Origin of the sequence: Pseudogemmobacter sonorensis, assembly GCF_042762395.1 — a bacterium.
In the GTDB taxonomy this organism is placed as follows: domain Bacteria; phylum Pseudomonadota; class Alphaproteobacteria; order Rhodobacterales; family Rhodobacteraceae; genus Pseudogemmobacter; species Pseudogemmobacter sonorensis.
Map to the genome: position 1 here is coordinate 40,955 of NZ_JBEFZE010000009.1, position 26,530 is coordinate 67,484.

The window sequence follows — 26,530 nt, forward strand, 5'->3', positions numbered from 1 at the left end:
GCTCAGAACCGCTTGAACCCGGCCGGATGGGCGGCGGTCAGGATCTTCAGCGCCGGAACCACCAGAAGCGGCGTCCCGATCAGCATCGGCACGATGTCCGAGAGGCCGAGGTAAAGCACCGCCCACCAGAACGGAAAGATGCCAAGCCATGCCAGGCTGGCCGAGACCGCCACCACCATCACCAGGCCGACGACCAGGCAGACCAGGGCGATCTTGACAAGGGCGGCCTTGTCGAAAGTGGTCTTCTTCGGATCGAACATCAGGCCCGGCACCAGCCCGGTCAGCCCGACCATGATCCCGTCCACGATCAGCGAATGCGCCGGGATGAAGGTGCCCGCCAGCAGCGACCAGACGATGGTGCCCAGATAGCCGCAGATGAAGCCGCTTTTCGCGCCCAGAAGGATGCCGACCAGCGGCGGCAGAAAGGCGAAGATGCGCCACTGGATGACGCCGGGCACGAGCTGGATCGGATTGGCATAGGCCCAGAGCACTCCCGTCGCCGCGGCGGCGACGATGGAAAGCACCAGGGGAAAAAGCGTGTTGCCCTCGGCGGGCGACGAAGAGGAGGAGGTTTGCATCTGACTGTCCCTGTTCCCTGTTGGATCGGATCTTTTGCTTGCGCGGCGGGCCGGGGTTCGTCCCCGGCGGCTCTGCCGCCCCGATGCCGCCTCCTCCCCGGCGCCGGGGCATTCCGGTCCGGGCCGCCGCCGCCCGGTCCGGGTCCTTTCCTTGGTTCAGCCCGCCGGTTCCGGCAGCCTGCGGGGTTCCATGCTGTTGGCCAAGGGCTCGGCCCTGCCATCGACCACCCGGAACTGCGGGATATGGCCAAGCCGCCGGACCAGGCCTGCGTCGCGGCCAAGCGAGTCGCGCCAGATCCGCCCCTCGGTCAGGATGGTGCCCGCCGCCAGGATCTCGGCCCCGGCGCGGCGCACCAGCCGCATCGCGGCGGCCATGCTGGATCCGGTGGCGATCACGTCATCCACCACCACGACCCGGCGGCCCTGCAGCCGCTCGATGGCGGCGCGGTCGAGCAAGAGCCGCTGCGGCCCGTGCGAGGTGATCGAGCGCACCTCCTCGACCAGCGCGTCGGAAAGGTGGAATTTCGGCGATTTCTGCAAGACCACATATTGGTCGAGGCCGAGCGCGCGGCTCACCTCCATCGCGACCGGAATGCCCAGCGTGGCGCTGCCGACGACGATCTCGGGCGAGAGCGGGCGGAAGGTCTCGGCCAGCGCCCGGCCCGCGCGCTCGACAAAGCGCAGGCCCCGGTCGATCACCATTAAAAGCGCGATGGCGCGATCCTCGCCCGCCTCGAAGACCGGCAGTTCGACGGGCATGCCCGCGACATCCACGGTCCAGCTATAGGGGGCGATAGGCTGCATGGGGCTCCGGCGGTTGGCTTGGAGGCTGTCGGGGCATGAAACCCGCCGGATGCCGCGGTTGCAAACATTGAAAACAGCACATGACGTTGAATTAAATTCAACGCTGTCTATGCTGATGCCTTTGCCGCCAGAAGCAGGGGGAACCGCCGTGAAACGGGTCTTTCTTTCGCGATTCAGCATCTATCTTGATGAAATCGCCCGCCAGGGCTCGGTCAGGAAGGCGGCGGACAGCCTCAACGTCTCGGCTTCCGCCATCGACAAGCAGTTGATCCGGGCGGAAGAGGCGCTTGGTGTTTCCCTTTTTGAGCGTCTGCCGCGCGGGATGCGGCTGACCTCGGCGGGCGAGGTGCTGATCCACCGGCTGCGCGGCTGGCAGAAGGATCTTCTGACCATCCGGCGCGAGATCGAGGAGTTGCAGGGGCTGAGCCGGGGCGAGGTCCGCGTCGTCGCCCCGCAAGAGATCGCGACCGGCCTTCTGCCCGAGGCGCTGGCCGCCTTTGCCCGCGCCCATCCCCGGATCGCCATGCTCGCCACCCTGGCCGAGCCCGAGCGGATCCGCCAGATGGTGCTGGACGGCCAGGCCGATTTCGGGCTGACCTTCAGCCCGCAGCCGCTGCCGGGTGTCTCGGTCTCGCGCGATATGGGGTTCGAGCCGCGCGCGGTCCTGCCCGCCACCGATGTCGAGGCGCGCCACCGCAGCATGGCGCTTGACCGTTTTTTCGCCCGCCCGGTCATCCTGCCCGATTCCAGCACGCATCTGCGCGATGTGATGGATATCGCCGCCGCGCGGGCAAGGATCCGCAGCGCTCCGGTGCTGACCACCAACAGCCTGGAGCTGATGCGGGCCATGGTGCGGGCGGGGGCGGGTTACGGCATGACCGCGACCCGCCCCGATGCGCCGCTCGGCCCGGTCGAGGGCGTGGTCCTGCTGCCCTTCCCGCGCGGCGCCATGCCGGGGATGGTGCTGTCGCTGATCGCGCCGATGGAGCGCAGCCTGCCGGTCGCGGCGATCCTGGCCAAGCGCTGTTTCGAGACGATCTTCGACGCCGCCGGGGCCTCAGCAGGCGGGGCGCCGGGATCCGCGGCGGGCTGAGGAGTGGGCGGCGCTTTGGTTGCATGATCCCGCCGCCGCGCATGACATCGATTCGCCCCGGGGGGCGGATCGAGGCCGGTCCCGTCGCCCCGCCCGCTGCCGATCCCTGTCGTCCGGGCGGCAGGGCCGACAGGCGCGGGGATGGGAATGCCAATCCGCTGTTTTTCCTTGCCTATGCCAGGTCGGGCCGGAACGAGCGCCTGCGGGGTGTGCGCCAGGCGATTCTGCCGGGCGTCTCGATTTTGTATTATATAGTGATTTCATACATTTGATTCCCGAGATTCTTGATGGTTCTGGCGGGAGGCATGATCGAGGTGTGACCGGCTGCACCCATCTTTCGGCAATCAATGATCCGATACATTTTAAATATCGCTGACATTTTATGCATTAATGCTTGGTATTTGCTTATTTTTCATGGCTTTTTGATGCGGCGAACGAAGATTGACCTGTCACGACAAAATTGTATTTGATTTTACCATAAGTGCAATATAGGCGAATCTGAAACCAAATCATACCAACAGGGGCCATCCATGACTCGTTCCACTCGCCGCCGCCTTGCCGCCGCTGCCGCCGTTCTTTCGGGAAGTCTTGCCTTCACCGCCCATGCCCAGGGTCTCGATGGTGTCGCGCTCGTCGAGCCGGGCAAGATCACCTATGGCGTGGCGGCCTCTTTCGCGCCCTTCGAATTCGTCCAGGACGGCAAGCTGAGCGGCTTCGACATCGAATTCATCGACGCGCTGGCCGAGAAGCTGGGTGTCGAGACCAGCGCCATGAACATGGAGTTCAAGGGCCTGATCCCGGCGCTTCAGGGCGGGCGGATCGATATCATCAACTCGGCGATGTATATCAACCCGACCCGCTCCGAGCAGGTCGATTTCGTGCCCTACCTCAAGATCGGCAACAATGTCCTTGTCCAGGCCGGGAACCCCAAGGGCATCACCGGCCGCGACGACAGCATCTGCGGCAAGGTCGTCGCGGTGACGCTGGGCGGCATTTCGGAAAGCCAGGCCCGCGCCGATGGCGAACGCTGCAAGGCCGCGGGTCTGGGCGATGTCACGGTGATGACGCTGCCGACCGCGCAGGACAGCGCGCTTTCGCTGTCGCAGGGACGGGCGGATGCGAATTACGAAAGCACCCCGGGCGCCGTCATGGCGCTGGAGAAGATGCCGGGCGTCTTCGAGATCGCGGGCGAGGCCTTCGAGGAGGACACCCAGATCGGCATCGCCACCCCCAAGGGCGCGACCGCGCTGCAAGAGGCGCTGGCGGCGGCGATCCAGTCCATGGTCGAGGACGGCAGCTATGATGCGCTGATCGCGAAATGGAACCTGCCGGCATCGGTTTCGCTGTTCCGCTGACGCGGTGGTCGGGGCGGGTCGCGACCTGCCCCCCCCCTCTCTTCCCAGGCTGACACGACCCGCCGGGCCGCGGCAGCACTGCGGCGGCGCAATTTCTTGCAAAGGTTCAGGAACCCGAACTTATGTCATTTGAACTGGTCCTCCAGTATCTGCTTTCGCCGTCGTTCTTCAACGGCGCCATGATGACGCTGTTGATCACCCTGTGCTCTTTGGGGTTCGGCGTGCTGGCGGGCTTTGTTCTGGCCCTGCTGAACCAGGTGAAGTTCAAGCCGGTCCGCTGGCTGACGGTGTTCTATCTGTGGCTGTTTCGCGGCACGCCGGTCCTGTTCCAGATCATCTTCATCTACAATGTCCTGCCCACCTTCGGGATCCGGCTGACCGCCTTCGCCTCGGCGGTGATCGCGCTTTCGCTCAACGAGGGCGCCTATATGGCCGAGATCATCCGCTCGGGCCTGCAGGCCATCAAGAAGGGCCAGCGCACCGCGGCGCAGGCGCTTGGGATGAACCGCTTCCTGGTCATGCGCCATGTCGTCATGCCGCAGGCCGCGCGGATCATGCTGCCGCCGATCGGCAACCAGACCATCGGCATGCTCAAGACCTCGGCCCTCGTCTCGGTCATCGCGGTCGAGGAACTGCTCTTGATCGCCAACCAGACCGCCTCGGCCAATTTCCGCTATTTCGAGGCGCTGACCGCCGCCGGGATCTATTACCTGGCGCTGACCACCGTCTTCATGGCCGGGCAATACTGGATGGAGCGCACGCTGGAGCCCCGGCGCCGCCGCCACCTGCCCGTCGCGGCCCCTTCCGCCGCTGCCGCCGCCGACAATCACTGAGGTCCGAACATGTCGAATGCCTATCTGGAACTCGTCGGGATCGACAAGAGCTTCGGCCATATGGAGGTGCTCAAGGGCTGCTCGCTTTCGGTCGACAAGGGCGAGACGGTCGTGCTGATCGGGCCGTCGGGCTCGGGCAAGTCCACGCTTCTGCGCTGCATCAACCTGCTTGAGCCCCCGACCGGCGGCTCCATCCTGTTCGAGGGGCGCGAGATCACCGGCGATCTGCGCAATGCCGACAGGCTGCGCACCCAGATCGGCATGGTGTTTCAGAATTTCGAGCTGTTCCAGCATCTGAGCGCGGTGGAAAACATCATGCTCGCGCCGATGAAGGTGCTGGGTCTATCGCGCAAGGAGGCCCATGACCTGGCCTCGGAATTGCTGGCGAAGGTCCATATCCCCGACCGCGCCGACCATTTCCCGGACGAGCTTTCGGGCGGCCAGCAGCAGCGCGTCGCCATCGCCCGCGCCTTGGCGATGAAGCCCAAACTGATGCTTTACGATGAGCCGACCTCGGCGCTGGACCCCGAGATGATCCGCGAGGTGCTCGACGTGATGGCCGAGCTTTCGGCCGATGGCATGACCTCGGTCTGCGTGACCCATGAGATGGGCTTCGCCCGCCGCGCCGCCGACCGGATCGTGTTCATGGAACAGGGCGAGATCATCGTGAACGCCGAGACCGAGGCCTTCTTCCAGGGCGATGTCAGCCCGCGCGCGCGCCAGTTCCTCGACCAGATCCTGCACTGATCCCAACCCCGGACGGATATGACCATGCTGTTCCAGCCCGACGCCTTGCGCATGAAGCGCGACCTTGCCGATCTTGTGGCGATCAACTCGGAAAATCCGCCGGGCGGCGAAGGCGCGGTGGCCGAACATCTGCGGGGCCTGCTGGCGCCGCTGGGATTCGCGGTGCGGCTGATCGAATATGCGCCCGGCCGTTTCAACCTTGAGGCGCGGCTGGAGAACGGGCCGGGCCCGGTCTTCGCCTTCAACACCCATATGGACACCGTGCCCGCCGGGGACGGCTGGACCAGCGACCCCTTCGTGCTGGCCGAGCGCGACGGCAAGCTGTTCGGGCGTGGCGCTTGCGACTGCAAGGGCCCGCTGGCGGCGATGGTCGAGGCCTTGCGCCTCCTGGTCGCGCGGAGGTCGGGCTGGAGCGGCACGCTGATGGCGGTCTTCACCGGCGACGAAGAGGTCGCCAGCGCGGGCGCGCGCCATTATGCCAGGGAGGGTGTCCATATCGACGCGGTCGTCGTGGGCGAGCCCACCGGGAACGCCTGTTTCTCGGCCCACAAGGGCTCTTACCGCCCCGTGGTGCGGGTCGAGGGCAAGGCGGCGCATTCCGGCAGCCCGCATCTGGGCGAAAACGCGATCTTCCGCGCCGCCGAACTGATGCCCCTGATCGCCGCCTTCCACACCGAGGTTCTGGCCAAGCGCAGCCATCCGCTGGTGGGCAGCCCCTCGCTGACCGTGACCCGCATCCAGGGGGGGCATGCCGACAACGTCATTCCGTTCTGGTGCGAATTGCTGCTCGACCGTCGTCTGATCCCGGGCGAGACCGATGCCTCGGCCGAGGCGGAGATCCTGGCGCTGCTGGACCAGGCCCGCGAAAGGCATGGCATCCGCGCCGCGATCACCGGCGGCCATGCGACGACCGGCGGCGCGACCGATACCCCGATCGGCGCGCGGGTGGTCCAGGCCTCGATCGCGGCGGCGGCCGCGGCGGGTGTGGCCGCGCCCGGCCCCTTCGGCTTCCAGGGCGCCTGCGATCTGGTCCATTTCATCGAGGCCGGGGCCGAGGGCACCGTGGTCGGCGCGGGCGATATCCGCGTCGCGCATCGCCCCGACGAATTCGTGCCGCTCGACGAATTCGTCGCCAGCGCGGCGATCTATGCCGATATTGCGCAACGCCTGTTGCAGGTCTGACATGGTCCCGGCGCTTTATCGCAAGATGCTGACCTATGCCGGGCTGACGGTGCATACCGCCAGTTCCGGGCCGGTCGCGGGGCTCGACAGCCTTTATGTCGAAATCGCCGATGGCGATCTGCTGGCGCAGGGCGAGACGCGGCTGAACTGCGCCTATCTCAACGGCTATTCGACCGAAACCCTGCTTGCGGCCGCGCGCGCGCTGCGGGACGGGCTCGATTGGAGCCGCGCGCCGGAAGAGTTGCGCGCCCGGGTCGCGGCCAGCGCCGCGCCCGCGCCGGTGCGGATGGCCTATGATATCGCGCTGTGGGACCTGTCGGCGAAACGGGCGGGCCTGCCGCTTGCGCATCTGCTGGCGGACGAGGCGAGGGCGCTGTCCTGGGCCACCAACCAGACGCTGTTCCTGTCGTCCGAGGCGCAATTCGACGCCCAGGTCGCGGCCTATGTCCGGCGCGGGTTCCGTGACCTGAAGGTGCGCGTCGGCAAGGATATCGCTGCCGATTGCGCCCGGATCGCCCGGCTGCGCGACCGCTATGGCGATGGGGTCACCCTGGCCGCCGATGCCAATGGCGCCTGGGAGCCCGACGAGGCCGCCGCCAATCTCGCCCGCCTTGCCCCCTTCGATCTGGCCTATCTGGAGCAGCCGATCCCGCCCGGGGACTGGCCCGCCCTTGTCCGGCTGGCCGGGGCCGCGCCGATGCCGCTGATGCTGGATGAAAGCATGGCGGCGCTTTCCGATGTCGAGGCGCTGGTGCGGCATGCGCCTGCGGCGGGGGGGCGGCTTTGCGGCCATCTGAAGCTTCTGAAGCTGGGCGGGCTGACCCCGGCGCTGGAGGCGGTGCGCGCGCTTGATGCGGGGGGTATCCCCTGCATGATCGGCCAGATGAACGAGGGCGGCCTTGCCACCGCCGCGGCGCTTCATCTGGCTGTGGCCGCCCGGCCCGCTTTTGCCGAGCTTTACGGCGCCGACGGCCTGACCAACGATCCGGCCGAGGGGCTGACCTATGCCGAGGGCCGGGTTTCGCTGCCCGCGCGGCCCGGGCTGGGGCTGACTTTCCGGGCGCCCTCGGCGCCCATTTCCCAAGGAGAATGAGATGGATACCGCAGGTGTCGTCCTCGGCCAGGAATCGGCCTTTCCCAAAGAGGAGTATGCCGCCCGGCAAGAGCGCGCGCGCGAAGGCCTGGCCGGGGCGGGCCTCGATGCGCTGGTGATCACCGGGCCGGAGAACATCTATTACCTGACCGGCCAGCAGACCCCGGGCTATTACACCTTCCAGGCGCTGGTGCTGCCGGTGGACGGCGATCCGGTCTTCGTGATCCGGCAGTTGGAATATTTCAACTTCACCGCCAATACCTTCATCACCGATGCCGAGGTTTATCAGGATAGTGAAGATCCCATCGCCTTCCTGATGAAGGTGATCGCCGCCAAGGGCCTTTCGGGCAAGCGCGTCGCCATCGACAAGCGGGGCTGGTTCCTGCCGATCGCGGTCTATGAGGTGCTGCAATCGGCCCTGGGCACCATTCACGACGGTGCGGGGATCGTCGAACGCCTGCGGGCGGTGAAATCGCCGCTTGAAGTGGCAAAGCTGGAAATCGCCGCCTCTTACGTCGATGCGGGGATGCGAGCCGGTCTGGCCGCCGTGCGCGCGGGCGCGACCGACAACGATCTCGTGGCCGCGATGCTCGAGGCCTCGATCCGCGCGGGCTCGGAATATATGGGGATGGAGCCGCTGGTTTCGACCGGGCGGCGCACCGGCGTCCCGCATGGCACCTGGCGGCGGGTGGCGCTTGGCGCCGACGACCCGGCCTTCCTTGAGATGGCGGCGGTGCACGACCGCTATCACGCCGCGCTGATGCGCTCGGCCTGGGTGGGCGAGGTCCCGCGCGAGGCCGAGGAGATGATGAAGGTCTGCCAGGAGGCGCTTGCCGTCTCGCTCGACGAGATCCGCCCCGGCGTGGCCTGCGAGGTGCCGCATCTGGCCTGCCAGAAGGTGATCGACGCCGCGGGCTACACCGACAATTTCCGCAAGCGGCTGGGCTATTCGGTCGGCATCTCCTTCGCGCCCGACTGGGGCGAGGGCGGGATCCTGTCGCTCAACACCGGGGTCAGGACCGAGCTGCAACCCGGCATGACCTTCCACCTGCCGCCCGCCCTGCGCATCTACGGCCGCTTCACCGTGGGCGTGTCCGAAACCATCGTCGTGACCGAGACCGGCTGGCGCCAGCTTGGCCATGTGCCGCGCGACCTGCATCGCGTATCCTGAGACTGGGAGACAAGACCATGAAAGACATGGAAGAAGCCCGCGCCCGGCTGAAAGGCGTCTTCAACATCACCATGACGCCCTTTGCCAAGGACGGCGCGCTGGACCTCGACGGGCTTGCCCGCAATGTCGAGCGGGTGATCGACCTTGGCTATGACGGCGTGCTGATCGGCGGCACCTACGGCGAATTCCCCACGATGACGGTGGCCGAACGCGCCGATGTCTTCCGCCGCGTCATGGATGTGATCGGCGACCGGGCGCCCGCCATGCTGTGTTCGGCCGGGTCCGATCCGCGCGACGTGTTCGAACTGACCCGGCTTGCGGGCGATCTGGGCGGCGTGCCGATGGTGACCCCGCCCTATGTCTCCGAGATCACCGACGACCAGATCGTGGAATTCTTTCGCGAGGTGGCGCCGCTGTCGAAGACCGGGATCATCATCTACAACGCGCCCGGGATCGGCATCACGCTTTCGCCCGGCGTGATCAACCGGATCGCCGAGATCCCCGGCATGGTGGGGCTGAAACAGGGCGACCTGAACCCCACCGCCATCGACCGCATCGCCAATGACCTGCGGGGCAAGGTCGCGACCTTCTGCGCCTCGGACCTGGCGTTCCTCGGGCCGGTCATGGCCGGGTTCGACGGGTTCTCGACTACCAATTCCGGCGCGCTGCCCGAACTGGTGCTGGCGACCTGGAAGGCGGTGCGATCGGGCGATGCGCAGACCGCGACCGCGCTTCATGCGCTGTGGTATGACTACCGCCAGCTCGCCCGCGCTTTCGGCCAGCCGCAGACGGTGAAGGCCGCGATGAACCTGCGCGGCTTCGACGGCGGCTCGGTCCGCCTGCCGCTGCGCGATGTGCCGCCCGAGGCGCTGGAGAAGCTGCGCGCGGTGATGGAGCGTCTGGCCGCCGATCCGCGCTCGGGCGTGACGCTGGCCTGAGGCGGGGCTTCCCGGCCTGCGCGAAGGCGGGCCCGGGAAACCGTCCCCAGATTGCAAATGTGAAAAAAAGAACCCCCGCAGCGTCGATGCGGGGGTTTTCTTCTGCCGGAGTGAAAAGGGGAGAGGGCCGTCAGAAGTGGCCCGCCCCTTTTGCAAGGGGCAGGCCGGAGTTTCCTGGGAACGCTCAGGCGTTGACCGGCCAGGCGTTCATCGGAAGCTTCAGCGCCCGAACCGCTGTCGCGATCCGCGTCATGGCCTGATCCAGCCGGGAATCGTCGATGGCATAGGCGATGCGCAGATGGCCGGGCGTGCCGAAGGCCGAGCCATGGACCATGCCGACATGCGCGGCCTCAAGGATATAGCCTGCCACGTCGAGATCGTTTTCCAGCACCTTGCCCTCGGGGCTGCGTGCGCCGAAAAGCCCGCTGCAATCGGCAAAGACATAGAAGGCCCCGGGGGTGGGCAAGGCGGTCAGCCCCTCGATCCCGTCGATGGCGCGCAGCACGCGCGCGCGCCGCGCCAGCAGCACCCGCTTCCAGTCGTCGACAAAGCCCGTCCCGCCATCCAGCGCCGCGATGGCCGCCGCCTGCGAGATGGTCGAGGGGTTCGAGGTGCTTTGCGATTGCAGCACATCCATCGCCCGGATCAGCCATTCCGGCCCCCCGGCATAGCCAAGCCGCCAGCCGGTCATCGAATAGCCCTTCGAGACGCCGTTGACGGTCAGGATGCGGTCGAAAAGCCCCGGCATCGCGGCGGCGGGCGCGGCGAAGCTGCCGTCGTGGACGATATGTTCATAGATGTCGTCGGCCATGACCAGCGTGTCATGCCCGGCCAGAACCTCGGCCAGGGCGACAAGCTCGGCGCGGGTATAGACAGCGCCGGTCGGGTTGTTGGGCGAATTCAGCACCAGCCATTTCACCCGGGGCGTCAGCGCCTTGCGCAGCGCGGCGGGGGTGAGCTTCCAGCCCTCGGCCGCCGTCGTGGGCACGATCACCGGCGCGGCCCCGGTCAGCCGCACCATGTCAGGATAGCTGACCCAGTAGGGGGCTGGGACCAGAACCTCGTCGCCCTCGGAAAGCGTGGCAAGGAAGGCGTTGAAGATCAACTGTTTCGCGCCCGAGCCCGCGATGATCTGGCCGGGGCCGTAGGACAGCCTGTTCTCGCGCTCGAACTTGCGGGCGATGGCGGCTTTCAGCGCGGCGGTGCCGGAGACGGCGGTGTATTTCGTCTCGCCCGTCTCGATGGCCTTGATGCCCGCGGCGCAGACATGGGGGGGCGTCGGGAAATCCAGCTCGCCCTCGCCCAGGTTGATCACATCGGCGCCCCGGGCGGCGAGTTCGCGCAGCTTGTTCGAGATTTCGGCGGTGGGAGAGGCCCCGATGACGTTCATCCGGGGGGCGAGTCTGGCGTTCATGGCGGATCCTCGATATTGGTTGGGATAATTGTGCATATTGATATTAAATATACAATATGATCTTGAGGGAAAGCCGCGAATATGCTGTAAAGGACGCATAAGATGTGAGGGATTGTTGTGCGATCCGCGTATATATGCGCGGAATTGTGCCGGGTCTTCACGCAACGGGGCGGGACGGATGGTTTCTGGCGATATGCGGCATGGCTTGGACCCGCCCGCCGTTTCAGCGGGACGGCCCCGTCGGTCGCGTCCCGACGCGATTCGAAGCCCCAGGCCCCTCGGAATCCTTCTTGTCGACCGCCGCCCCTAACCTGAATGCGCCCGCGAATGCCGGGCCGCCGCGAATGGAGTAACCGCATGGATCTGCAACTGAACGGGCGCACGGCCCTTGTCCTCGGCGCGACCGGAGGGCTGGGCCAGGCGATTGCCGAGGGGCTGGCGGCCGAGGGCGCCGATGTCATCCTGGGTGGGCGCAACCCCGACCGTCTGGCCGAAGCCGCCGCCGCGCTGCGGCCCGTGGCGAAGGGCCGGGTGACCACGCTGCTCGCCGATCTCGCCCGCCGCGATTCGGTCACAGCGGCGCTTGAGACGCTGGCCGCCAGACCCGCGCCGGATCTGCTGGTGCTGAACGGCGGCGGGCCCGCGCCCGGGCCGATGGCCTTGGTCGAGGCGGACAGCCTCGCCCCGCAATTCGAGGCCATGGTCGAGGCGCCGATCCGCATCGCCACCGCGCTTTTGCCGCAGATGCGGGCGCGGAAATTCGGCCGCATCCTCACGCTTCTGTCATCGGGCGTGGTGCAGCCGATCCCCAATCTGGGCCTGTCGAACACGCTGCGCCTGTCGCTGATCGGCTGGGCCAAGACGCTGGCCGCCGAGGTCGCGGCGGATGGCGTCACCGTGAACGGGCTGATCCCGGGCCGCATCCACACCGCCCGCGTCGACCAGCTCGACGCCGCCGCCGCCACGCGCACCGGCAAGACCGCGGATGAGGTCGCGGCCGCCTCGCGCGCGACGATCCCGATGGGGCGATACGGCGATCCGCGCGAATTTGCCGATGCGGCCTGCTTCCTGCTGTCGGGCCGGGCGTCCTATATTACCGGAACCACCCTGCGGGTCGATGGCGGCCTGCTGCGCAATATCTGAGAGCCCTTCATGACCAGCTACGTCTTCCCCCCGCCCCAGACCCCCTCGCTGCCCGTCGTGGGCTCCGAGGCCCGCTTTCCGGTGCGCCGCATCTTCTGCGTCGGGCGCAATTACGCCGATCACGCGCGCGAGATGGGCCATGACCCGGACCGTGAGCCGCCGTTCTTCTTCGACAAGCCCGCCGATGCGCTGGTGATCGGCGAGGCCGCGATCCCCTATCCGCCGCTGACCGCCAAGCTGGAGCATGAGGCCGAACTGGTCGCCTGCCTGGGCGCGGGCGGGCGCGACATCCCGGTCGATCGGGCGCTGGACCTCGTCTGGGGCTATGCGATCGGCAACGACCTGACCCGCCGCGACGTGCAGGCCCAGGCCAAGAAGCTGGGGCGGCCCTGGTCGCTGGCGAAGGGATTCGACGCCTCGGCGGTCTGCGGGCCGGTCCATCCGCTGTCGGCGACCGGCCATCCGGCCTCGGGGCGGATCGCGCTTTCGGTGAACGGCGCCACCCGGCAGGAGGGTGATCTGGCCCAGATGATCTGGTCGCTGGCCGAGGTGATCTCGATCCTGTCGCGCGAGATCCTGCTCTGCCCGGGTGACCTGATCTATACCGGCACGCCCGCGGGCGTCGGCCCGCTGCAACCGGGCGACCGCATCCGCATCGAGATCGCGGGCCTGGGCCATCTGGAAAACACCGTCGCCTGAGCCGGGCGAAGGGGGCGCCTTGCCCCCTTCCGCCCCCTGGCCCGCGCGGCTATGCTGGCGGGCATGACCAATCCCTCGCCCGACAGCATCGCCCCCTCGCTCGACCTGATCGAGGAACTCGCGCGCGAGGCGGTGGCGACGCTGCCCGACCCCTGGCGCGGCCCGGCGACCCAGGTCGTCCTGCGGGTCGAGGATTTCGCGCCCGACGAGATCCTGGAGGCGATGGACCTGCATGATCCGTTCGAACTGACCGGCCTTTACGAGGGCACGCCGCTGACCGAGAAATCCGTCTCGGACCAGCCGATGCACCCCGATCTGGTCTGGATCTTCCGCCGCCCGATCCTGGACGAATGGGCCGAGCGCGGCGATGTCTCGATGGCCGAACTGGTCACCCATGTCGTGGTGCATGAGCTGGCGCATCATTTCGGCTGGTCGGACGAGGATATCGCGCGGATCGACCGCTGGTGGGAGTGACCGGGCCTCACGCCTCCGTGATCGGTTGTGACATCCGCGCCGGGACATTCCGGTCTATCCTTCGCGCCGGGAAATCCATCCCCCGCAAAGGAGAGTGCTCATGGCCGCATCGCCCCGGATCGACGCGAAAATGGCGGGGCGAGGCCTGTCCCGCAGGCAGGCATTGACGGCCGTGGCGGCGCTTCCGGCGGCGGCGCTGGCCGCAGGGGCGGGCGCCCCCGCCGCCCGGGCGCAGGCCGCGCCCGCGGGCGATGCGGCGGCGGCGCGATTCGGTCTGGGCGGGTTTTCGGTCACCTCGCTGCTGGCGGGCACGCGGATCCTTGAAAATCCGCATGGCACCTTCGGCACCGATGTCGCGCCCGAGGCCTTTGCCGCCGCCGCCGAGGCGGCTTTCCTGCCGGTCGCGGCCTCGCGCAATTTCTTCACCCCCGTCCTGGTCGAGACGGGGTCGGAGAGTGTTCTCTTCGACACCGGCCTCGATGCCGACGGGCTTGGCGCGGCGCTGGCCCTGGCCGGGGTGGCGCCCGAGGCGGTCACGCTGGTCGTTCTCAGCCATATGCACGGCGACCATATCGGCGGGCTGACCGGGGCCGGTGGCGCGGCCTTCCTGCCGAATGCGCGCTATGCCACCGGCCGGGTCGAGTTCGACCATTGGGCGGCGCAGGCGAACGAGGGGTTCGAGGCCAAGGTCCGCCCGCTGGCCGAGCGGATGACCTTCCTTGAAGACGGCGATCAGGTGCTGCCCGGGATCACCGCTCTGGCGGCGGCGGGGCATACGCCCGGCCATATGATCTTCCATCTGGAGGATGCGGGCCGGCGGCTGATGCTGACGGCGGACACCGCGAACCACTACGTCTTCTCGCTGGCCCATCCCGATTGGGAGGTGCGGTTCGACGCCGACAAGGCCGCCGCCGCCGCCACCCGCCGCCGCGTCTTCGACCAGATCGCCGCCGAGCGCATCCCCTTCGTCGGCTATCACATGCCCTTCCCCGGGCTGGGCTATGTCGAGCCGCAGGGCGAGGGCTTCCGCTTCGTGCCCCACAGCTATCAACTGACGCTTTAGGCGCGGCTTTCCTCGGGCAGGCGCCGCGCCTATGCTGGCGGCGCCCTTGCCAAGGATGCAAACGATGCCCGACCAAGCCCCGATCCTGACGATCACGCTGAACCCCGCGCTGGACATGTCGACCGAGGTGGGCGAGATCCTGCCCGGTCACAAGCTGCGCTGCGCCGAGCCGCTCCTTGACCCCGGCGGTGGCGGGCTGAACGTCAGTCGCGCCATCCGCGCGCTTGGCGGCGACAGCCTTGCCCTGGTCGCGCTTGGCGGGCTGACCGGCGACCGGCTGGCCGGGCTGATCCGCGAGACCGGGGTGACCTTCCTGTCGATCCTTGGCCCGGGCGAGACCCGGACCTCGCTTTCCGTGCGCGAGGGCGCGACGGGACGGCAATATCGCTTCATGCTGCCCGGCCCGGTCTGGGGCGAGGTGGAGCGCGAGCGGGTCTTCACCCTGCTGCGCGCCACCGCCCGCCCGGGCGGCTATTCGGTGATCTCGGGCAGTCAGCCGCCGGGGGTGCCGGACGATTTCTCGGCCCATCTGGTGTCGTCGATGGAAGGGGCGCGGGTGCTGCTCGACACCTCGGGCAAGCCGCTTTCGGAAGCGGTGGCCCGCCCGATCGGCGGGCTTGAGATCCTGCGCATGGACGGGGAAGAGGCCGAAAGCCTGACCGGCCATCCGCTGCACAGCCGCGAGGAGACCGCCGATTTCGCCCAGTCCCTCGTGCGGCGGGGGGTGGCGCGCAAGGTCGTGGTGGCGCGTGGCGCGGACGGCAATGTGATCGCCTCGGCCACCGGGCGCATCTTCGCCAATGCGCCGAAGGTCACCGTCCGTTCGGCGGTGGGGGCGGGGGACAGTTTCGTCGCGGCGCTGGTCCTTGCGCTGGCGCGGGGCCAGAGCGATGCGGAGGCGCTTTCGCTGGCCGCCGCCGCCGCCGCTGCCGCCGTCTCGACCGAGGGCACCCGGCTTTGCCGCCCCGAGGATGTGATGCGGCTGCTGCCCCAGGTGGCCGTCACCGAGCTTTAGCGCCTCAGCGCCCGGTCCGGCGCAGGTGAAGCGCGAGCAGGCCCAGGCTGACGATCCCGGCGGTGGAAAAGCCGATGGCGACAAGGCCCGAGGAGCTCCAGCCCCAGCCCGCCGTCAAGGCCATCCCCGCCACCCAGGGCCCAAGCGCATTGGCGGCATTGAAGGCGGCGTGGTTCATCGCGGCGGCCATGCTCTGCGCCTCGCCCGCGATGTCCATCAGCCGGGTCTGAAGCGGCACGAAGACCGCTGAGCCGAGGCCGAGGAAGAACGAGGAAACCAGCATCAGCCCCCAGTCGCCGACCGCGACCGAGGCAAAGCCCTGGGTGGCGATCATGAACAGCATCAGAAACAAGGCCGCCCGCATCGCGCCGAAGCGGATCGTCGCCCTTGCCGCCAGGATGCTGCCCAGGGTGCCGCCCACGCCGAACAGCGACAGCAGCACTGGCAGCGCCCAGCCCGGCGGGCTGGTGGTCGCCATCATCGCCGCCGAAAGATAGGCATAGACCGCGAACATCCCGCCGCAGCCGATGGTGCCCACCAGCAGCGTCAGCAGCACGCCGCCGTTCCGCAACGCGCCAAGCTCGCGCATCGGACGGGCATCGGGATCGGCGCCCACCCGGGGCGCCAGCCGGTAGATCAGCGCGGCCGAGACCAGCGCCAGCACCCCGGGAAGGGCAAAGCCCCACCGCCAGCCCAGTTCCTGCCCCAGCACGCCCGCCAGCGGCACGCCCGCGATATTCGCCACCGTCAGGCCTAGGATGATCTGCGTCACCCCCTGCGCGCGGCGCTCGCGCGGCAGGGCGTCGGCGGCAAACAGCATCGCGACGCCCAGAAAGCCGCCATGCGGCAGCCCGGCCACGAAACGCGCGCCCACCAGCGCGCCATAGCCCGGCAGCATCGCCGCCAGCAGGTTCATCAGCCCGTAGATCCCGATCAGGGCCGCGAGATAGCGGCGGCGCGGCAGTTTCGCCCCAAGGATCGTGGTGATCGGCGCCCCCACGACCACGCCGACCGCATAGGCCGAGACGACATGGCCCGCCTGCGGCTCGGTCACGCCCAGATCGGCGGCATACCAGGGCAGAAGCCCCATGGCGGCGAACTCCGAGGTTCCGATGGCGAAAGAGCCAAGCGCCATGGCCAGGATCGCCAGCGTCAGATTGGGGCGATGCACCGCTGCGCCGGGGCCGTCATGGCAGGGTTGCGGCAGGATCTGGTCGGGATGCGAGGAGGGGCTTGCGGGGATCATGATCTGGCCGTGGCTTGCTGTCGGGGGCGGAGATGTTTGCGATAACAGCCCGCGCCTGCGGCGACCATCGCCGCCGACGCCGCGCCACATTGCAGAAAATGCATGTCGTTGCGGTGCGGCGAGGCAAGGGGGCGCGATCGTGGCTGGCCGGAGAGGGCAGAGCTGGGCGAAGGGGCGGCGCTTTCCGGGCCCCCTCAGCTTTCGCGGCAGCAGGGCCCGAACACGCAAGCCGGAAGCTCGCCCCGTATCGCGCGGGACCGCAGCGATCCCGGGTCGCATGGCGAGGGTCGGGAGCGATTTCCGCCGCAACGCCCGCGCGGAAACCGCCTCCGACCGCCGTTCGTCAGGGCCATCCTCGCCCGGGGGACCCGGGGCGCCCTAGCCGCCCGACCCGTCCCGCCAGCGCATCGCGATCGGATAGCGGCGGTCCAGCCAGAAGGCCTTCTGCGTCAGCCGCACGCCGGGGGCGGACTGGAACCGCTTGTATTCGCTGATGTAAAGCAGGTGCTCGACCTTCTTCACTGTGCCAAGGTCGAAGCCGCGCCCGACCAGGTCGGCCACGGATTCCTCGCCCTCGACCAAGCCCTCCAGGATGGCGTCGAGCACCTCATAGGGCGGCAGGCTGTCCTCATCCTTCTGGTCGGGGCGCAGCTCGGCCGAGGGGGGCTTGGTGATGATGCGCTCGGGCACCACCTCGCCCGCCGGGCCCTTCATCCAGGGGCGGTGGTTCTCGTTGCGCCAGCGCGCGGTCAGGAAGACGCGGCTTTTATACATGTCCTTGATCGGATTGTAGCCGCCGTTCATGTCGCCGTAGATCGTGCAATAGCCCACCGCCATTTCGGATTTGTTGCCGGTGGTCAGCAGCATCGCCCCGAATTTGTTGGAGATCGCCATCAGCATCAGCCCGCGCAGCCGCGACTGGATGTTCTCCTCGGTGATCCCCGGCACGGTGCCCTCGAAGAGGGGCCCGAGCGCCTCGCCCACCGCGGCCTGCGCGCCGCCGATTGCCACGGTGTCGAGCCGACAGCCAAGCGCCCGCGCGGCGCCTTCCGCATCCTCCAGCGAATGCGCGCTGGTATAGGCCGAGGGCAGCATGACGCAATGGACGTTCTCGGGGCCGATGGCATCGGCGGCGATGGCGGCGACGATGGCGCTGTCGATCCCGCCCGAAAGCCCCAGAACCGCCTTCGAGAACCCGGTCTTGCGCATGTAGTCGCCCAGGCCCAGCACGCAGGCGCGGTAATCGGCCTCGCCGATGGGGGGGATCTCGGCGAAGCCGCCGGGATCGGCGCGCCAGCCCGCGTCGGTGCGGCGGAAGGTCACCAGCTCGCGCGCCTCGTCGAACTGCGGCATCTGCACCATCAGCCGCCCGCCGGGGTTCAGCACCATGGAAGAGCCGTCGAAGACCTGATCGTCCTGGCCGCCGACCATGTTCAGATAGCACAGCGGCAGCCCGGTCTCGACCACGCGCGCGATCATCAGGTTCAGCCGCAGGTTCGGCTTGCCGCGATGATAGGGCGAGCCGTTGGGCACCAGCAGGATCTCGGCTCCGGTCTCGGCCAGGGTCTCGGCCACGTCGGGATGCCAGGCGTCCTCGCAGATCGGCGTGCCGATGCGCAGGCCGCGCACCACATAGGGGCCGGTCACCTCGGCCGAGGCGAAAAGCCGCTTCTCGTCGAACAGCGAGTCGTTGGGCAGATGGTGCTTGAGGACGCGGGCCTGGATCCGCCCGGAATCGAGGACATACCAGGCGTTGTAGAGCCTGCCGTCGACCATCGCGGGCCCGCCGATCCCCAGGGCGGGGCCCTCCGGGTCCTCGGCGGCGCAATCGGCGGCCAGGGTCTGGATGGCGCGGATCGCATCGGCCTGGAAGGCGGGCTTGAGGATCAGGTCCTGGGTCTGGTAGCCGGTCACGAACATCTCGGTCAGCGCGACCAGATCGGCGCCCGCCGCCCGGCCCGCCCGCCAATGCGCGCGGGCCTTTTCGATATTGCCCGCGATATCGCCCACGACCGGATTGTCCTGCACCAGCATCAGCCGGAAGATGTCGCCCATCGAAAATGCCCTCAGCTAGGGGAAGGGGCGCGGGCGCCCGCTTGCCCGGGCCGCGCGCCGCATGTCCCGGGTTCTAGCCCGAACCGCAGGGCCATGAAAGATGCAGGCTTGCCGGAGGCGGGCGGATCGTCCGTCCAGGCCTGCCGCATCCTTCGTTCAGGCGGGCGTGACTGGACAGAAGCGCCCCGCCGGGCATAGGCTCTGGCGCGATTACCAACCGGAGACAACCTCAGATGCGCATTCTTTCGGCACCCTTTCTCGCCGCGATGCTTGCCGCGCCCCTGATGCTTTCCGGCCCGATCACACGTCCTGTCCTCGCGCAGTCGGAAGGCGAGGTCATCACCAAGCGTTACGACGATGGTTCGGTCTATGAAGGCACCTTCAGGAACGGCCGTCAGCACGGCAAGGGCATCTACCGGCTTCCCAACGGCTACGAATATTCGGGCGACTGGGTGGACGGAGAGATCAAGGGCCAGGGCACGGCGCGCTACCCCAACGGATCGGTCTATCAGGGCGCCTTCGACGCGGGCCAGCCCCATGGCACCGGCAAGATCACCTTCGCCGATGGCGGCACCTATGAGGGCGACTGGCAGCTTGGCAAGATGACCGGCCAGGGCGTGGCCACCTATCCCGGCGGCGCGGTCTATACAGGCGCCTTCCTGAACGGCCAGCGCGAGGGCCAGGGCCGGATCGAGAATCCCGGCGGCCATGCCTATGAAGGGTCTTGGGTCGCGGGTGTCAAGGAGGGGACCGGCAAGGCCGGCTATCCCGACGGCTCAAGCTACGAGGGCCAGATCTCGCAGGACCGTCGCCATGGCAAGGGCACGCTGATCACCCCCGGCGGCCAGACCTATGTCGGCGATTGGGTCGAGGGCCAGATGACCGGCCAGGGCCAGATGACCCATCCCAACGGCGACAGCTACGAGGGCGCCTTCGAGGCGGGCCGCCGCAACGGCCAGGGCCGCTACGCCCATGCCTCGGGCGATGTCTATGTGGGCGAGTTCCGCACCGACCGCCGCCATGGCCAGGGCGTCTTCACCGCCGCCGACGGCTTCAAATACGAAGGCGCCTGGGTCGAGGGCCGGATGGAGGGGACCGGCTCGGTCACCTATCCCGACGGTGCGGTCTATGTCGGCGCGATGCGCGCCGACCAGCCCGAGGGCCAGGGCGCCATCACCTATCCCGACGGCTCCACCTACCAGGGCGGCTGGGTCGGCGGCATGATCCAGGGCGAGGGCCGGGCGACCTATGCCAACGGCCAGATCTACGAGGGCGCCTTCGAACGCTCGCGCCCCGAGGGGATCGGCAAGATCACCTTTCCCGACGGCTACAGCTACGAGGGCGACTGGAAGGCGGGCAGCCGCGAGGGCGCGGGCACCGCAACCTATCCCGACGGCACGGTCTACAAGGGCGATTTCCGCGCGGGCCTGCGCGAAGGCCGGGGCGAACTGACCATGCCCGGCGGCTTTCGCTATATCGGCGGATGGCGCGCGGGCGTGATCGAGGGCGAGGGTGTCGCGACCTATCCCTCGGGCGATACCTATGAGGGCGCCTTCGTCGCGGGCACGCGTGAGGGGCAGGGCAAGATGACCTATGCCAACGGCCAGGTCGCCGAGGGGATCTGGAAGGACGGCATCCTGACGGCCCCGGCCCCCACCGTCGACCCCGACGCCGAGGAACCCTGAGCGCCGGGGCGGCGCCCCGCCCCCGGCCCGGCAGGGTTGCCGGGGGCCTTTGCCTGTCGCGGATCGCCTGCCTGCGACCCTCTCGATGGCCGGAAGGTCTGCCTCCGGCCCCGGTCCCGACAGGGCGCGTCCTTTTCAGGCTGGGCCCGTCGCCCGTCGATAGGTCGGCCTTATCCGCCCATAAGAACAGGCCAATCGATCGGCCCCGTCCCAAGTTGCATCCGGCATGAAGGTTTGGCGGTCGGCGCCAGCCTTGGCCCGTGCCGTGCAGGGATGATGCCCCCAGGGCAAGGGTAAAGCGCCGATCCGCGCCCCGGACCGGGCAGGGGCGGGAGGGAACATGCCAAAGGACGATTTCATCGGCCGCACCTCGCGCGCCGCAGGCGAGGGGGGGGGGCGCTCAAAAGCTGCGGCAAGCGGCTTCTTGAAACCGGCCGCCCGCCGGGCGGCGCGCGCACCACGCTCAAGGCCAACCAGCCCGATGGGTCCGACTGCCCGGGCTGGCCTGGGGCGCGATCCCGAACATGGTTCTTTCTTCGAATTTTGCTAAAACGGCGTCAAGGCCGTGGCCCGGGAGGCGAGCAAGGCCCGGGTCGCCCCCGATTTCTTCGCCGCCCATTTGGTCTCGAAACTGCGGGGGTGGAGCGATTGCGACCTGGAGTACCGCGGCCGCCTGACCCATCCGATGCGCTACGACCCCGGCACCGACTGCAACGAGCCCGTCGCCTGGGACGAGGCCTTCGCCGGGATCGGCGCGGCCCTGCGCGGCTTCCAGCCCGATCCGGTGGAATTCTACCCCTCGGGCCGGGCGTCGAACGAGGCGGCCTTCCTCTACCAGACCCTCGTGGGGCTCTAAGGCACCAACAATTTCCCCGATTGCTTGACATGTGCCATGAGGCCTCGGGCGTGGCGCTGGGCAACGCCATCGGCATCGGCAAGGGCACGGTGTATCTTGAGGATTTCGACCATGCCGGTGCGATCTTCGTCTTCGGCCAGAACCCTGTCCCCAACCATCCGCGCATGCTGGCCGATCTGCGCCGCGCCACCCTGCGCGGCGCGCAGGTGGTGGCCTTCAACACGCTGAAGGAAAAGGGCCTGAACCGTTTCGCCGATCCGCAGAACAAGATCGAGATGCCGACCGACGGCTCGGCCCCGACCTCGACCCATTATTTCCAGCCGTGCCTCGGCGGCGACATGGCGGCGGTGCGGGGATGGCGTAACTGGTCTTCGCCGCCGCTGGAGCCGCCCGCGCCGCCCGCCCGACGCCGGTGCTCGACGATGCCTTCCTGGCGGAACACTCCCATGGCCTTGCCGAATGGCCGTAGATCGAGGCGCAACCGGGCCTTTCCCGGGCCGATCCTGCCCGCGCCGCCGGGGTCTTCATGCAGTCCCGCGCCACGATCGCGACCTGGGCGATGGGGATTACCCAACACCGCCATTCGTTCGCCGCCATCCGCGAGATCGCCAATCCGATGTTTCTGCGCGGCAGTATCGGGGGGAAGGGGGCGGGGCTTTGTCCCTTGCGCGGCCATTCCAACATGCAGGGCGAGCGCGCCATGGTCATCAACGAAAAGGCCCCGCCGCGCTGCTGGACGCGATGGAGCGCGAGCTGGGCACCGCGCTGCCGCGCCGCCCGGGCCATGACGTGCCGGAGGGCATCGGGGCGATGCTTTCGGGTTCGGTCCTGGCCTTCGTCGGGCCGGGCGGCAATTTCGTCCGCGCCACGCCCGACGAAGGTCAGGGCCGGGGCCGAGAATCTGTTCGTGCTCCAGACCCTGCGCTCGCATGACCAGTATAACACGACGATCGATGCCATGGGCGACCGCTATCGCGGCGTTTGCGGCGAGCGCGAGGTGGTCTTCGTCAACCCCGACGACCTGGCCGGGCTGCGGGCGGAGGTCGGCGCGCGGCTGAGCCAGATCACCCAGGCCCGGGACGGGCGCGGACCGGCGCGCCAGCGGCTTTCGCGCGGTGCCCTTTGACACCCCCCGGGCTGTGTCGCGGGCTGTTACCCCGAGTTGAACGCGCTGGTGCCCCATGGCGCCCATGGCGAGGATCGCGACACCCCGGCCTCGAAATCCGTGCTGGTCCGGCTGCTTCGAGATTCCGCCTCCTCCTGGGCGGGCCTGAGCGATGCCCTTGCGGCGCAGGCGCCCGGGCTTTCCCCGCTGGGCGGGGGGATCCTTGCCGCGCTGGTGCTGGAGCTTGCCGGGGCAGTCGCGGTTTCGCCCGCACGACCGGGATCGCCGATGCGCCGGTGCTGCGCGAGACGGGCGCGCTGTGCCACGACCTGGGGCGGATCGGGATCACCCGCGAGGATCCCCACAGCCAGCGCCGCTTCTACCGCCTGGAGGCGGCGGGCCGGGGGCTGGTCGCCAAGGCCGGGGGCTGAGGCGGCACTCAGCCCGGCACCCCCGGCGCCGCGCCTGAGGGGCTTGTGCAATCGAGCGTCACTTTCTGAAGCAATCCCAAGGGATTGCCGTCTCCGTCGCGCAGGTTGGCGATGGCGATGCAGCCGCCGAACCGCTCCAGGATCTCACGCGCGATGGCAAGGCCCAGGCCCGCCCCGGGCATGGTTTTCCTGCGCGCGGGATCGGCGCGGAAGAAGGGCTCGAACACCTGGCCGATCAGGTCCTCGGGGATGCCGGGCCCGTTGTCGCGGATCTCGACCATCGCCCGGACGCCCTGTCGCGACAGGCCGATCTCCGCGCCGCCGCCATGGGTCGCGGCGTTCAGGACCAGGTTGCGCAGCGCGCGCTTGAGGGCGAGCGGCCCGGCCCGCACGGTCAGGGGCGCAAGATCGCCGAGTCGCACCTCATGCCCGGTCTCGCGCAACTCGCGGGCGATGTCGTGGAGCAGCCGGTCGAGCCGCAGCGGCTCGGCCCCGTCGCCGCCCGCTTCCTCGCGCACCAGCCGGATCGCGCTGTCGGCGATCAGGTCCAGCTCTTCCAGATCGGCCAGCCATTTGCCGCGCTCGGCATCGTCCTCGATGAACTCCGCGCGCAGCCGCATCCGGGTCATCGGCGTGCGCAGGTCATGGCCCGCGGCGGCGACCAGCCGCATCCGGCTTTCCATCGCGCCCCGCAGCCGTTCGGAAAGCTGGTTCAGCGCGCGGGCGGTGGCGCGCACCTCGGCCGGGCCGGTCTCCGGCACTTCGGGCAGGGTGGCATCGGCGCCGATCCGGCTGGCCGCGCCTTCCAGAAGCTCCATCGGGCGGCTCAGCCGCCGCGCGGCATAGAGCGAGACCGCGCCCGAGCCGACCAGGATCATCCCCAGCCAGATCGTCAGGATCAGCCATTGGTCGTCGGGCGGCGACGGATCGGGGACCGGGGTCACCAGCCAGCCGCCGCCCGCAAGCGCGACCGAGGCGAGGAGCATGCCCTCGGCCCCCTCGCGGCTGACGATCACGCTGCGCGGGGGATGCGGCGGGGGGGCGGTGCGCTCCAGCGCGCGGTTCAGGAACAGGCTCATCCGTTCCAGCACCTCGCCCCCGGCGGGGCTTTCCTCGACCCGGCCCCCGGCGGCGCGCAGGCTGTCGGGCGCGGTTTCGGCCAGCGCGGCCAGCACATGGATCTGGCGCGCGACCGGGCCGATGGTGGTCTCGGGATCGGGGGCGCGCAGCGCGCGGCTGGCGGCCAGCGTGGCCAGCCCCACCACGGTCAGGATGGCGGCGATCAGCAGTGCGGCGATACGGGCGCGCAGCGAATTCATCGCGTCACCACATGGGCGCTGACCGGCAGCGCCAGTTGATAGCCGCCGTTGCGCACGGTGCGGAAGGCGGGCGTGTCGAGCTTTTCGCCCAGTTTGCGGCGCAGTCGGCTCATCAGCACGTCGATCGAGCGGTCGAGCGGATCGCGGTCGCGGCCCTGGGTCAGGTCGAGCAACTGGTCGCGCGACAGAAGCCGCCCGGGCCGCTCCAGAAACACCCGCAGCAGGTCGAATTCCGCCCCCGTCAGCTCGACCGCGCTGCCGTCGGCGGCGAGGATGCTGCGCGTCTCGACATCCACCGAGAGGCCCGCCATGCGATACTGCCGCGCGGGTTCGGCGACGGGCTCTTCGGGGGTGGTGCGGCGCAGCACCGCCTTGATCCGGGCCACCAGCTCGCGCGGGTTGAAGGGCTTGCCGAGATAGTCGTCGGCGCCGATCTCAAGCCCGATGATGCGGTCCACATCCTCTTTCAGCGCGGTCAGCAGGATGATCGGCAGATGCGGCAGGCGGGCGCGCAGGTCGCGGCAGATCTCAAGCCCCGAGCCGTCGGGAAGCATCACGTCCAGCACCACCAGGTCGGGCGGGGTCTGGGCGATGCGCATCTCGCATTCGCGGCGATTGGCGGCGGTCTGGGTGCGAAAGCCCTGGCCGGTCAGATAGCGTGCCAGCAGGCTGCGGATTTCCGGGTCGTCGTCGGTGATCAGGATCAGGTCGGAATGCGGCATGGCGGTGCGGTCCTTTGCATCGCCCGCAGTATAGCCCGGCCGGGCGCGGGGGGCAGAAGGATTTGTGACGAAAGGTTGCCCGCCGGGGCTTGGAAACATTCGGTTACAAAACTCGGGCCCCGGGAAACCTTTCGATACGGGGCGGACCATCGCGGGATACGCGAAGGGGCCAGTTTGAGCATCACGGCACAACAGCGAAAGGAAAGCTGCGATGCAAGGCAACATTCTCAAGGGTCTTATGGCCGCGGCCCTGATCGGCGGCATGGTGTCGCCCGTTCTGGCGCAGGACACGGCGCCCCCGGCCGTCGCCGCGGCGCCCGAGGGCGCGCCCGGGCAGGGTCCCGGTCCTGGATTCGGTCCCGGCTCCGACCGCCGGGGGCCTGCGGGCCTGAAACTGGCGGGCCATCTGTCGGCGCTGGAAACCCTGGTGGGGATCACCGCCGATCAGCAGGCGGCCTGGCGCGGCTACAGCGACGCGGTTCTGGCCTTTGCCGAGGGCGAGGGCCGGGACGAGCGTCCCGGCGCGCGTGGCGCCGAGCCTTCGGGCCCGCCGCAGGGCGCGCCGATCGGCGCGGCCCCGCCCCAGGCGCCGGAGCAGACCCTAATGGCCGAGCGGCTGGCCGATCGCGCCATCGTCCGGGGCGAAAGGGCGGCGGCCCTGAAAGAAGCCACGGCGACATTGCGCGCCGCGCTCTCGCCCGAGCAGTTCGCCCGCCTGGTCGAGGCCGAGGTCCCGCTTCATGCGCCGGGAGGCCCGGAAAAGGGCGGCGAGCACGGCCATGAGAAAGGCGGGGGGAAAGGCGGCGATAAGGCCCGCGGGAAAGGCCCCCATGCCGCCCCGCACGCCGCCCCGCACAAGGCCTTCCACAAGGACGGCGGGAAGGGCCCCGGAGAGTTCCCCCGAGAAGCCACCCGGGAAACCCCACACGAATCGCCCCGAGGCGGTGCGGCCGAACGCGGCGTCCCGCCTGCGGCCCCCGCCGTCCCCGAGGCCGAATGATCGACCGGCGCCCCCCGGATCGGGCCCGGGGGGCGCCTCCACCCAGCAGAACCCATTCCTGAAAGGAGCGCCCCATGCGCCGTCTTCTGATGATCGCCAGTGCCGCCGCCATCACGCTTGCCAGCGTTCCGGCGGGATATGCGCAATCCCAATCCGGCTTCCGCGACAGGGACCAATGCCAGCGCGGCCAGCAAAGCTGCGTCCTCAGCCCCGAAGGGCGCGGGGACAGGGGCGGCCAGGGCGCGGGCCAGGGCGAAAGCCGCGCGACGCCGCATTCGAACCCGCGCGCGGGTGACAACGGCCGCAACGGCCAGCCCTTCCAGCGCGCCACCAACAGCCGGTTCAAGGCGCCCCCGCGCGGCCAGGAATACCGCGTGGTGAACGAGCACCTCGTGCTGATCGACAGCGACACGCTGAAGATCGTCACCGTTCTGGGCCTTCTGAACACCTTGCTGAAATGATCCTGCGCGGGGATCCGGGCGGGTTCTGCCCGCCGGTCCTGTCCCGCC

The 26,530-nt window shown here is 68.8% G+C and carries 28 protein-coding genes; 20 read left to right on the plus strand and 8 right to left on the minus strand.

Annotated elements, in window-relative coordinates; genetic code table 11:
- Window positions 1–2: 2 nt before the first annotated feature.
- Both ABNX41_RS09040 and ABNX41_RS09045 read right to left on the minus strand, forming a co-directional pair.
- On the minus strand, window positions 3–578 hold the full coding sequence (locus ABNX41_RS09040; protein WP_438669400.1) for an aminotriazole resistance protein: 576 nt from the start codon (window positions 576–578) through the stop codon (window positions 3–5).
- Between the two features lie 156 nt (window positions 579–734).
- Window positions 735–1,382, minus strand: coding sequence for a phosphoribosyltransferase family protein (locus ABNX41_RS09045; RefSeq protein ID WP_438669401.1), 648 nt, complete (start codon window positions 1,380–1,382; stop codon window positions 735–737).
- Between the two features lie 148 nt (window positions 1,383–1,530).
- Here ABNX41_RS09045 and ABNX41_RS09050 point away from each other — a divergent pair, with 148 nt between their 5' ends.
- The 8 genes from ABNX41_RS09050 (at window position 1,531) to ABNX41_RS09085 (ending at window position 9,794) form a co-directional block, all read left to right on the plus strand.
- Window positions 1,531–2,475: a LysR family transcriptional regulator gene (locus ABNX41_RS09050; RefSeq protein WP_438669402.1), complete on the plus strand. Its 945-nt coding sequence runs from the start codon at window positions 1,531–1,533 to the stop codon at window positions 2,473–2,475.
- A 530-nt stretch (window positions 2,476–3,005) separates the two neighbouring features.
- The gene (locus tag ABNX41_RS09055; RefSeq protein ID WP_438669403.1) at window positions 3,006–3,830 is read left to right on the plus strand and encodes an ABC transporter substrate-binding protein; all 825 of its coding nucleotides are present in this window, start codon (window positions 3,006–3,008) and stop codon (window positions 3,828–3,830) included.
- A 122-nt stretch (window positions 3,831–3,952) separates the two neighbouring features.
- A complete protein-coding gene (locus tag ABNX41_RS09060) occupies window positions 3,953–4,663 on the plus strand; it encodes an amino acid ABC transporter permease (protein WP_438669404.1) in 711 nt (236 codons plus the stop codon).
- 9 nt (window positions 4,664–4,672) lie between these two features.
- The gene (locus ABNX41_RS09065; protein ID WP_438669405.1) at window positions 4,673–5,410 is read left to right on the plus strand and encodes an amino acid ABC transporter ATP-binding protein; all 738 of its coding nucleotides are present in this window, start codon (window positions 4,673–4,675) and stop codon (window positions 5,408–5,410) included.
- 24 nt (window positions 5,411–5,434) lie between these two features.
- A complete protein-coding gene (locus ABNX41_RS09070; RefSeq protein ID WP_438669406.1) occupies window positions 5,435–6,592 on the plus strand; it encodes a M20 family metallopeptidase in 1,158 nt (385 codons plus the stop codon).
- Window position 6,593: 1 nt separating this feature from the next.
- Window positions 6,594–7,685 carry a mandelate racemase/muconate lactonizing enzyme family protein gene (locus tag ABNX41_RS09075; protein ID WP_438669407.1) on the plus strand — a complete coding sequence of 364 codons (1,092 nt, stop codon included), beginning with the start codon at window positions 6,594–6,596 and terminating at the stop codon, window positions 7,683–7,685.
- Window position 7,686: 1 nt separating this feature from the next.
- Entirely contained in the window at window positions 7,687–8,856 is a 1,170-nt protein-coding gene (locus ABNX41_RS09080; protein ID WP_438669408.1) for a M24 family metallopeptidase, read from the plus strand.
- 17 nt (window positions 8,857–8,873) lie between these two features.
- Entirely contained in the window at window positions 8,874–9,794 is a 921-nt protein-coding gene (locus tag ABNX41_RS09085; protein WP_438669409.1) for a dihydrodipicolinate synthase family protein, read from the plus strand.
- A 184-nt stretch (window positions 9,795–9,978) separates the two neighbouring features.
- On the opposite strand, the gene ABNX41_RS09090 is transcribed toward ABNX41_RS09085, so the two are convergent.
- Entirely contained in the window at window positions 9,979–11,208 is a 1,230-nt protein-coding gene (locus ABNX41_RS09090) for a pyridoxal phosphate-dependent aminotransferase (RefSeq protein ID WP_438669410.1), read from the minus strand.
- Between the two features lie 357 nt (window positions 11,209–11,565).
- Here ABNX41_RS09090 and ABNX41_RS09095 point away from each other — a divergent pair, with 357 nt between their 5' ends.
- The 5 genes from ABNX41_RS09095 (at window position 11,566) to ABNX41_RS09115 (ending at window position 15,602) form a co-directional block, all read left to right on the plus strand.
- Window positions 11,566–12,351: an SDR family oxidoreductase gene (locus ABNX41_RS09095; RefSeq protein WP_438669411.1), complete on the plus strand. Its 786-nt coding sequence runs from the start codon at window positions 11,566–11,568 to the stop codon at window positions 12,349–12,351.
- A 9-nt stretch (window positions 12,352–12,360) separates the two neighbouring features.
- Window positions 12,361–13,050 carry a fumarylacetoacetate hydrolase family protein gene (locus tag ABNX41_RS09100; RefSeq protein WP_438669412.1) on the plus strand — a complete coding sequence of 230 codons (690 nt, stop codon included), beginning with the start codon at window positions 12,361–12,363 and terminating at the stop codon, window positions 13,048–13,050.
- 63 nt (window positions 13,051–13,113) lie between these two features.
- Complete coding sequence (locus ABNX41_RS09105; protein ID WP_438669413.1) at window positions 13,114–13,524, plus strand: metallopeptidase family protein; 411 nt, start codon at window positions 13,114–13,116, stop codon at window positions 13,522–13,524.
- A gap of 100 nt (window positions 13,525–13,624) precedes the next feature.
- On the plus strand, window positions 13,625–14,587 hold the full coding sequence (locus ABNX41_RS09110) for an MBL fold metallo-hydrolase (protein WP_438669414.1): 963 nt from the start codon (window positions 13,625–13,627) through the stop codon (window positions 14,585–14,587).
- 64 nt (window positions 14,588–14,651) lie between these two features.
- Window positions 14,652–15,602 carry a 1-phosphofructokinase family hexose kinase gene (locus ABNX41_RS09115; RefSeq protein ID WP_438669415.1) on the plus strand — a complete coding sequence of 317 codons (951 nt, stop codon included), beginning with the start codon at window positions 14,652–14,654 and terminating at the stop codon, window positions 15,600–15,602.
- Between the two features lie 4 nt (window positions 15,603–15,606).
- On the opposite strand, the gene ABNX41_RS09120 is transcribed toward ABNX41_RS09115, so the two are convergent.
- The gene (locus ABNX41_RS09120) at window positions 15,607–16,848 is read right to left on the minus strand and encodes an MFS transporter (RefSeq protein WP_438669416.1); all 1,242 of its coding nucleotides are present in this window, start codon (window positions 16,846–16,848) and stop codon (window positions 15,607–15,609) included.
- A gap of 378 nt (window positions 16,849–17,226) precedes the next feature.
- On the minus strand, window positions 17,227–18,903 hold the full coding sequence (locus ABNX41_RS09125; RefSeq protein ID WP_438669417.1) for an NAD+ synthase: 1,677 nt from the start codon (window positions 18,901–18,903) through the stop codon (window positions 17,227–17,229).
- A 233-nt stretch (window positions 18,904–19,136) separates the two neighbouring features.
- On the opposite strand from ABNX41_RS09125, the gene ABNX41_RS09130 reads away from it, so the two are divergent.
- Both ABNX41_RS09130 and ABNX41_RS09135 read left to right on the plus strand, forming a co-directional pair.
- On the plus strand, window positions 19,137–20,588 hold the full coding sequence (locus ABNX41_RS09130; RefSeq protein ID WP_438669418.1) for an MORN repeat-containing protein: 1,452 nt from the start codon (window positions 19,137–19,139) through the stop codon (window positions 20,586–20,588).
- A 565-nt stretch (window positions 20,589–21,153) separates the two neighbouring features.
- On the plus strand, window positions 21,154–21,444 hold the full coding sequence (locus ABNX41_RS09135) for a hypothetical protein (RefSeq protein ID WP_438669419.1): 291 nt from the start codon (window positions 21,154–21,156) through the stop codon (window positions 21,442–21,444).
- A gap of 310 nt (window positions 21,445–21,754) precedes the next feature.
- On the opposite strand, the gene ABNX41_RS09140 is transcribed toward ABNX41_RS09135, so the two are convergent.
- The gene (locus ABNX41_RS09140; RefSeq protein ID WP_438669420.1) at window positions 21,755–22,027 is read right to left on the minus strand and encodes a hypothetical protein; all 273 of its coding nucleotides are present in this window, start codon (window positions 22,025–22,027) and stop codon (window positions 21,755–21,757) included.
- A 158-nt stretch (window positions 22,028–22,185) separates the two neighbouring features.
- Between ABNX41_RS09140 and ABNX41_RS09145 the strand changes: the two genes are divergently transcribed.
- From ABNX41_RS09145 to ABNX41_RS09155, 3 genes are all read left to right on the plus strand, one after another.
- Complete coding sequence (locus ABNX41_RS09145; protein WP_438669421.1) at window positions 22,186–22,377, plus strand: hypothetical protein; 192 nt, start codon at window positions 22,186–22,188, stop codon at window positions 22,375–22,377.
- Window positions 22,352–22,570, plus strand: a complete 219-nt coding sequence (locus tag ABNX41_RS09150) for a hypothetical protein (protein ID WP_438669422.1) — start codon at window positions 22,352–22,354, stop codon at window positions 22,568–22,570. Before ABNX41_RS09145 ends, ABNX41_RS09150 begins: the two co-directional genes overlap by 26 nt.
- 275 nt (window positions 22,571–22,845) lie before the next feature.
- Entirely contained in the window at window positions 22,846–22,980 is a 135-nt protein-coding gene (locus ABNX41_RS09155; RefSeq protein WP_438669423.1) for a hypothetical protein, read from the plus strand.
- Window positions 22,981–22,988: 8 nt separating this feature from the next.
- Here the strand turns inward: ABNX41_RS09155 and ABNX41_RS09160 are convergent, their stop codons facing one another.
- A complete protein-coding gene (locus ABNX41_RS09160) occupies window positions 22,989–24,299 on the minus strand; it encodes an ATP-binding protein (RefSeq protein WP_438669424.1) in 1,311 nt (436 codons plus the stop codon).
- Window positions 24,296–25,021, minus strand: a complete 726-nt coding sequence (locus tag ABNX41_RS09165; RefSeq protein WP_438669425.1) for a response regulator — start codon at window positions 25,019–25,021, stop codon at window positions 24,296–24,298. The genes ABNX41_RS09160 and ABNX41_RS09165 overlap by 4 nt, the downstream gene beginning before the upstream one ends.
- Before the next feature lie 211 nt (window positions 25,022–25,232).
- On the opposite strand from ABNX41_RS09165, the gene ABNX41_RS09170 reads away from it, so the two are divergent.
- Together ABNX41_RS09170 and ABNX41_RS09175 are read left to right on the plus strand one after the other, a co-directional pair.
- A complete protein-coding gene (locus tag ABNX41_RS09170) occupies window positions 25,233–26,021 on the plus strand; it encodes a hypothetical protein (RefSeq protein WP_438669426.1) in 789 nt (262 codons plus the stop codon).
- A 74-nt stretch (window positions 26,022–26,095) separates the two neighbouring features.
- Complete coding sequence (locus ABNX41_RS09175) at window positions 26,096–26,482, plus strand: hypothetical protein (RefSeq protein WP_438669427.1); 387 nt, start codon at window positions 26,096–26,098, stop codon at window positions 26,480–26,482.
- Window positions 26,483–26,530 lie beyond the last annotated feature (48 nt).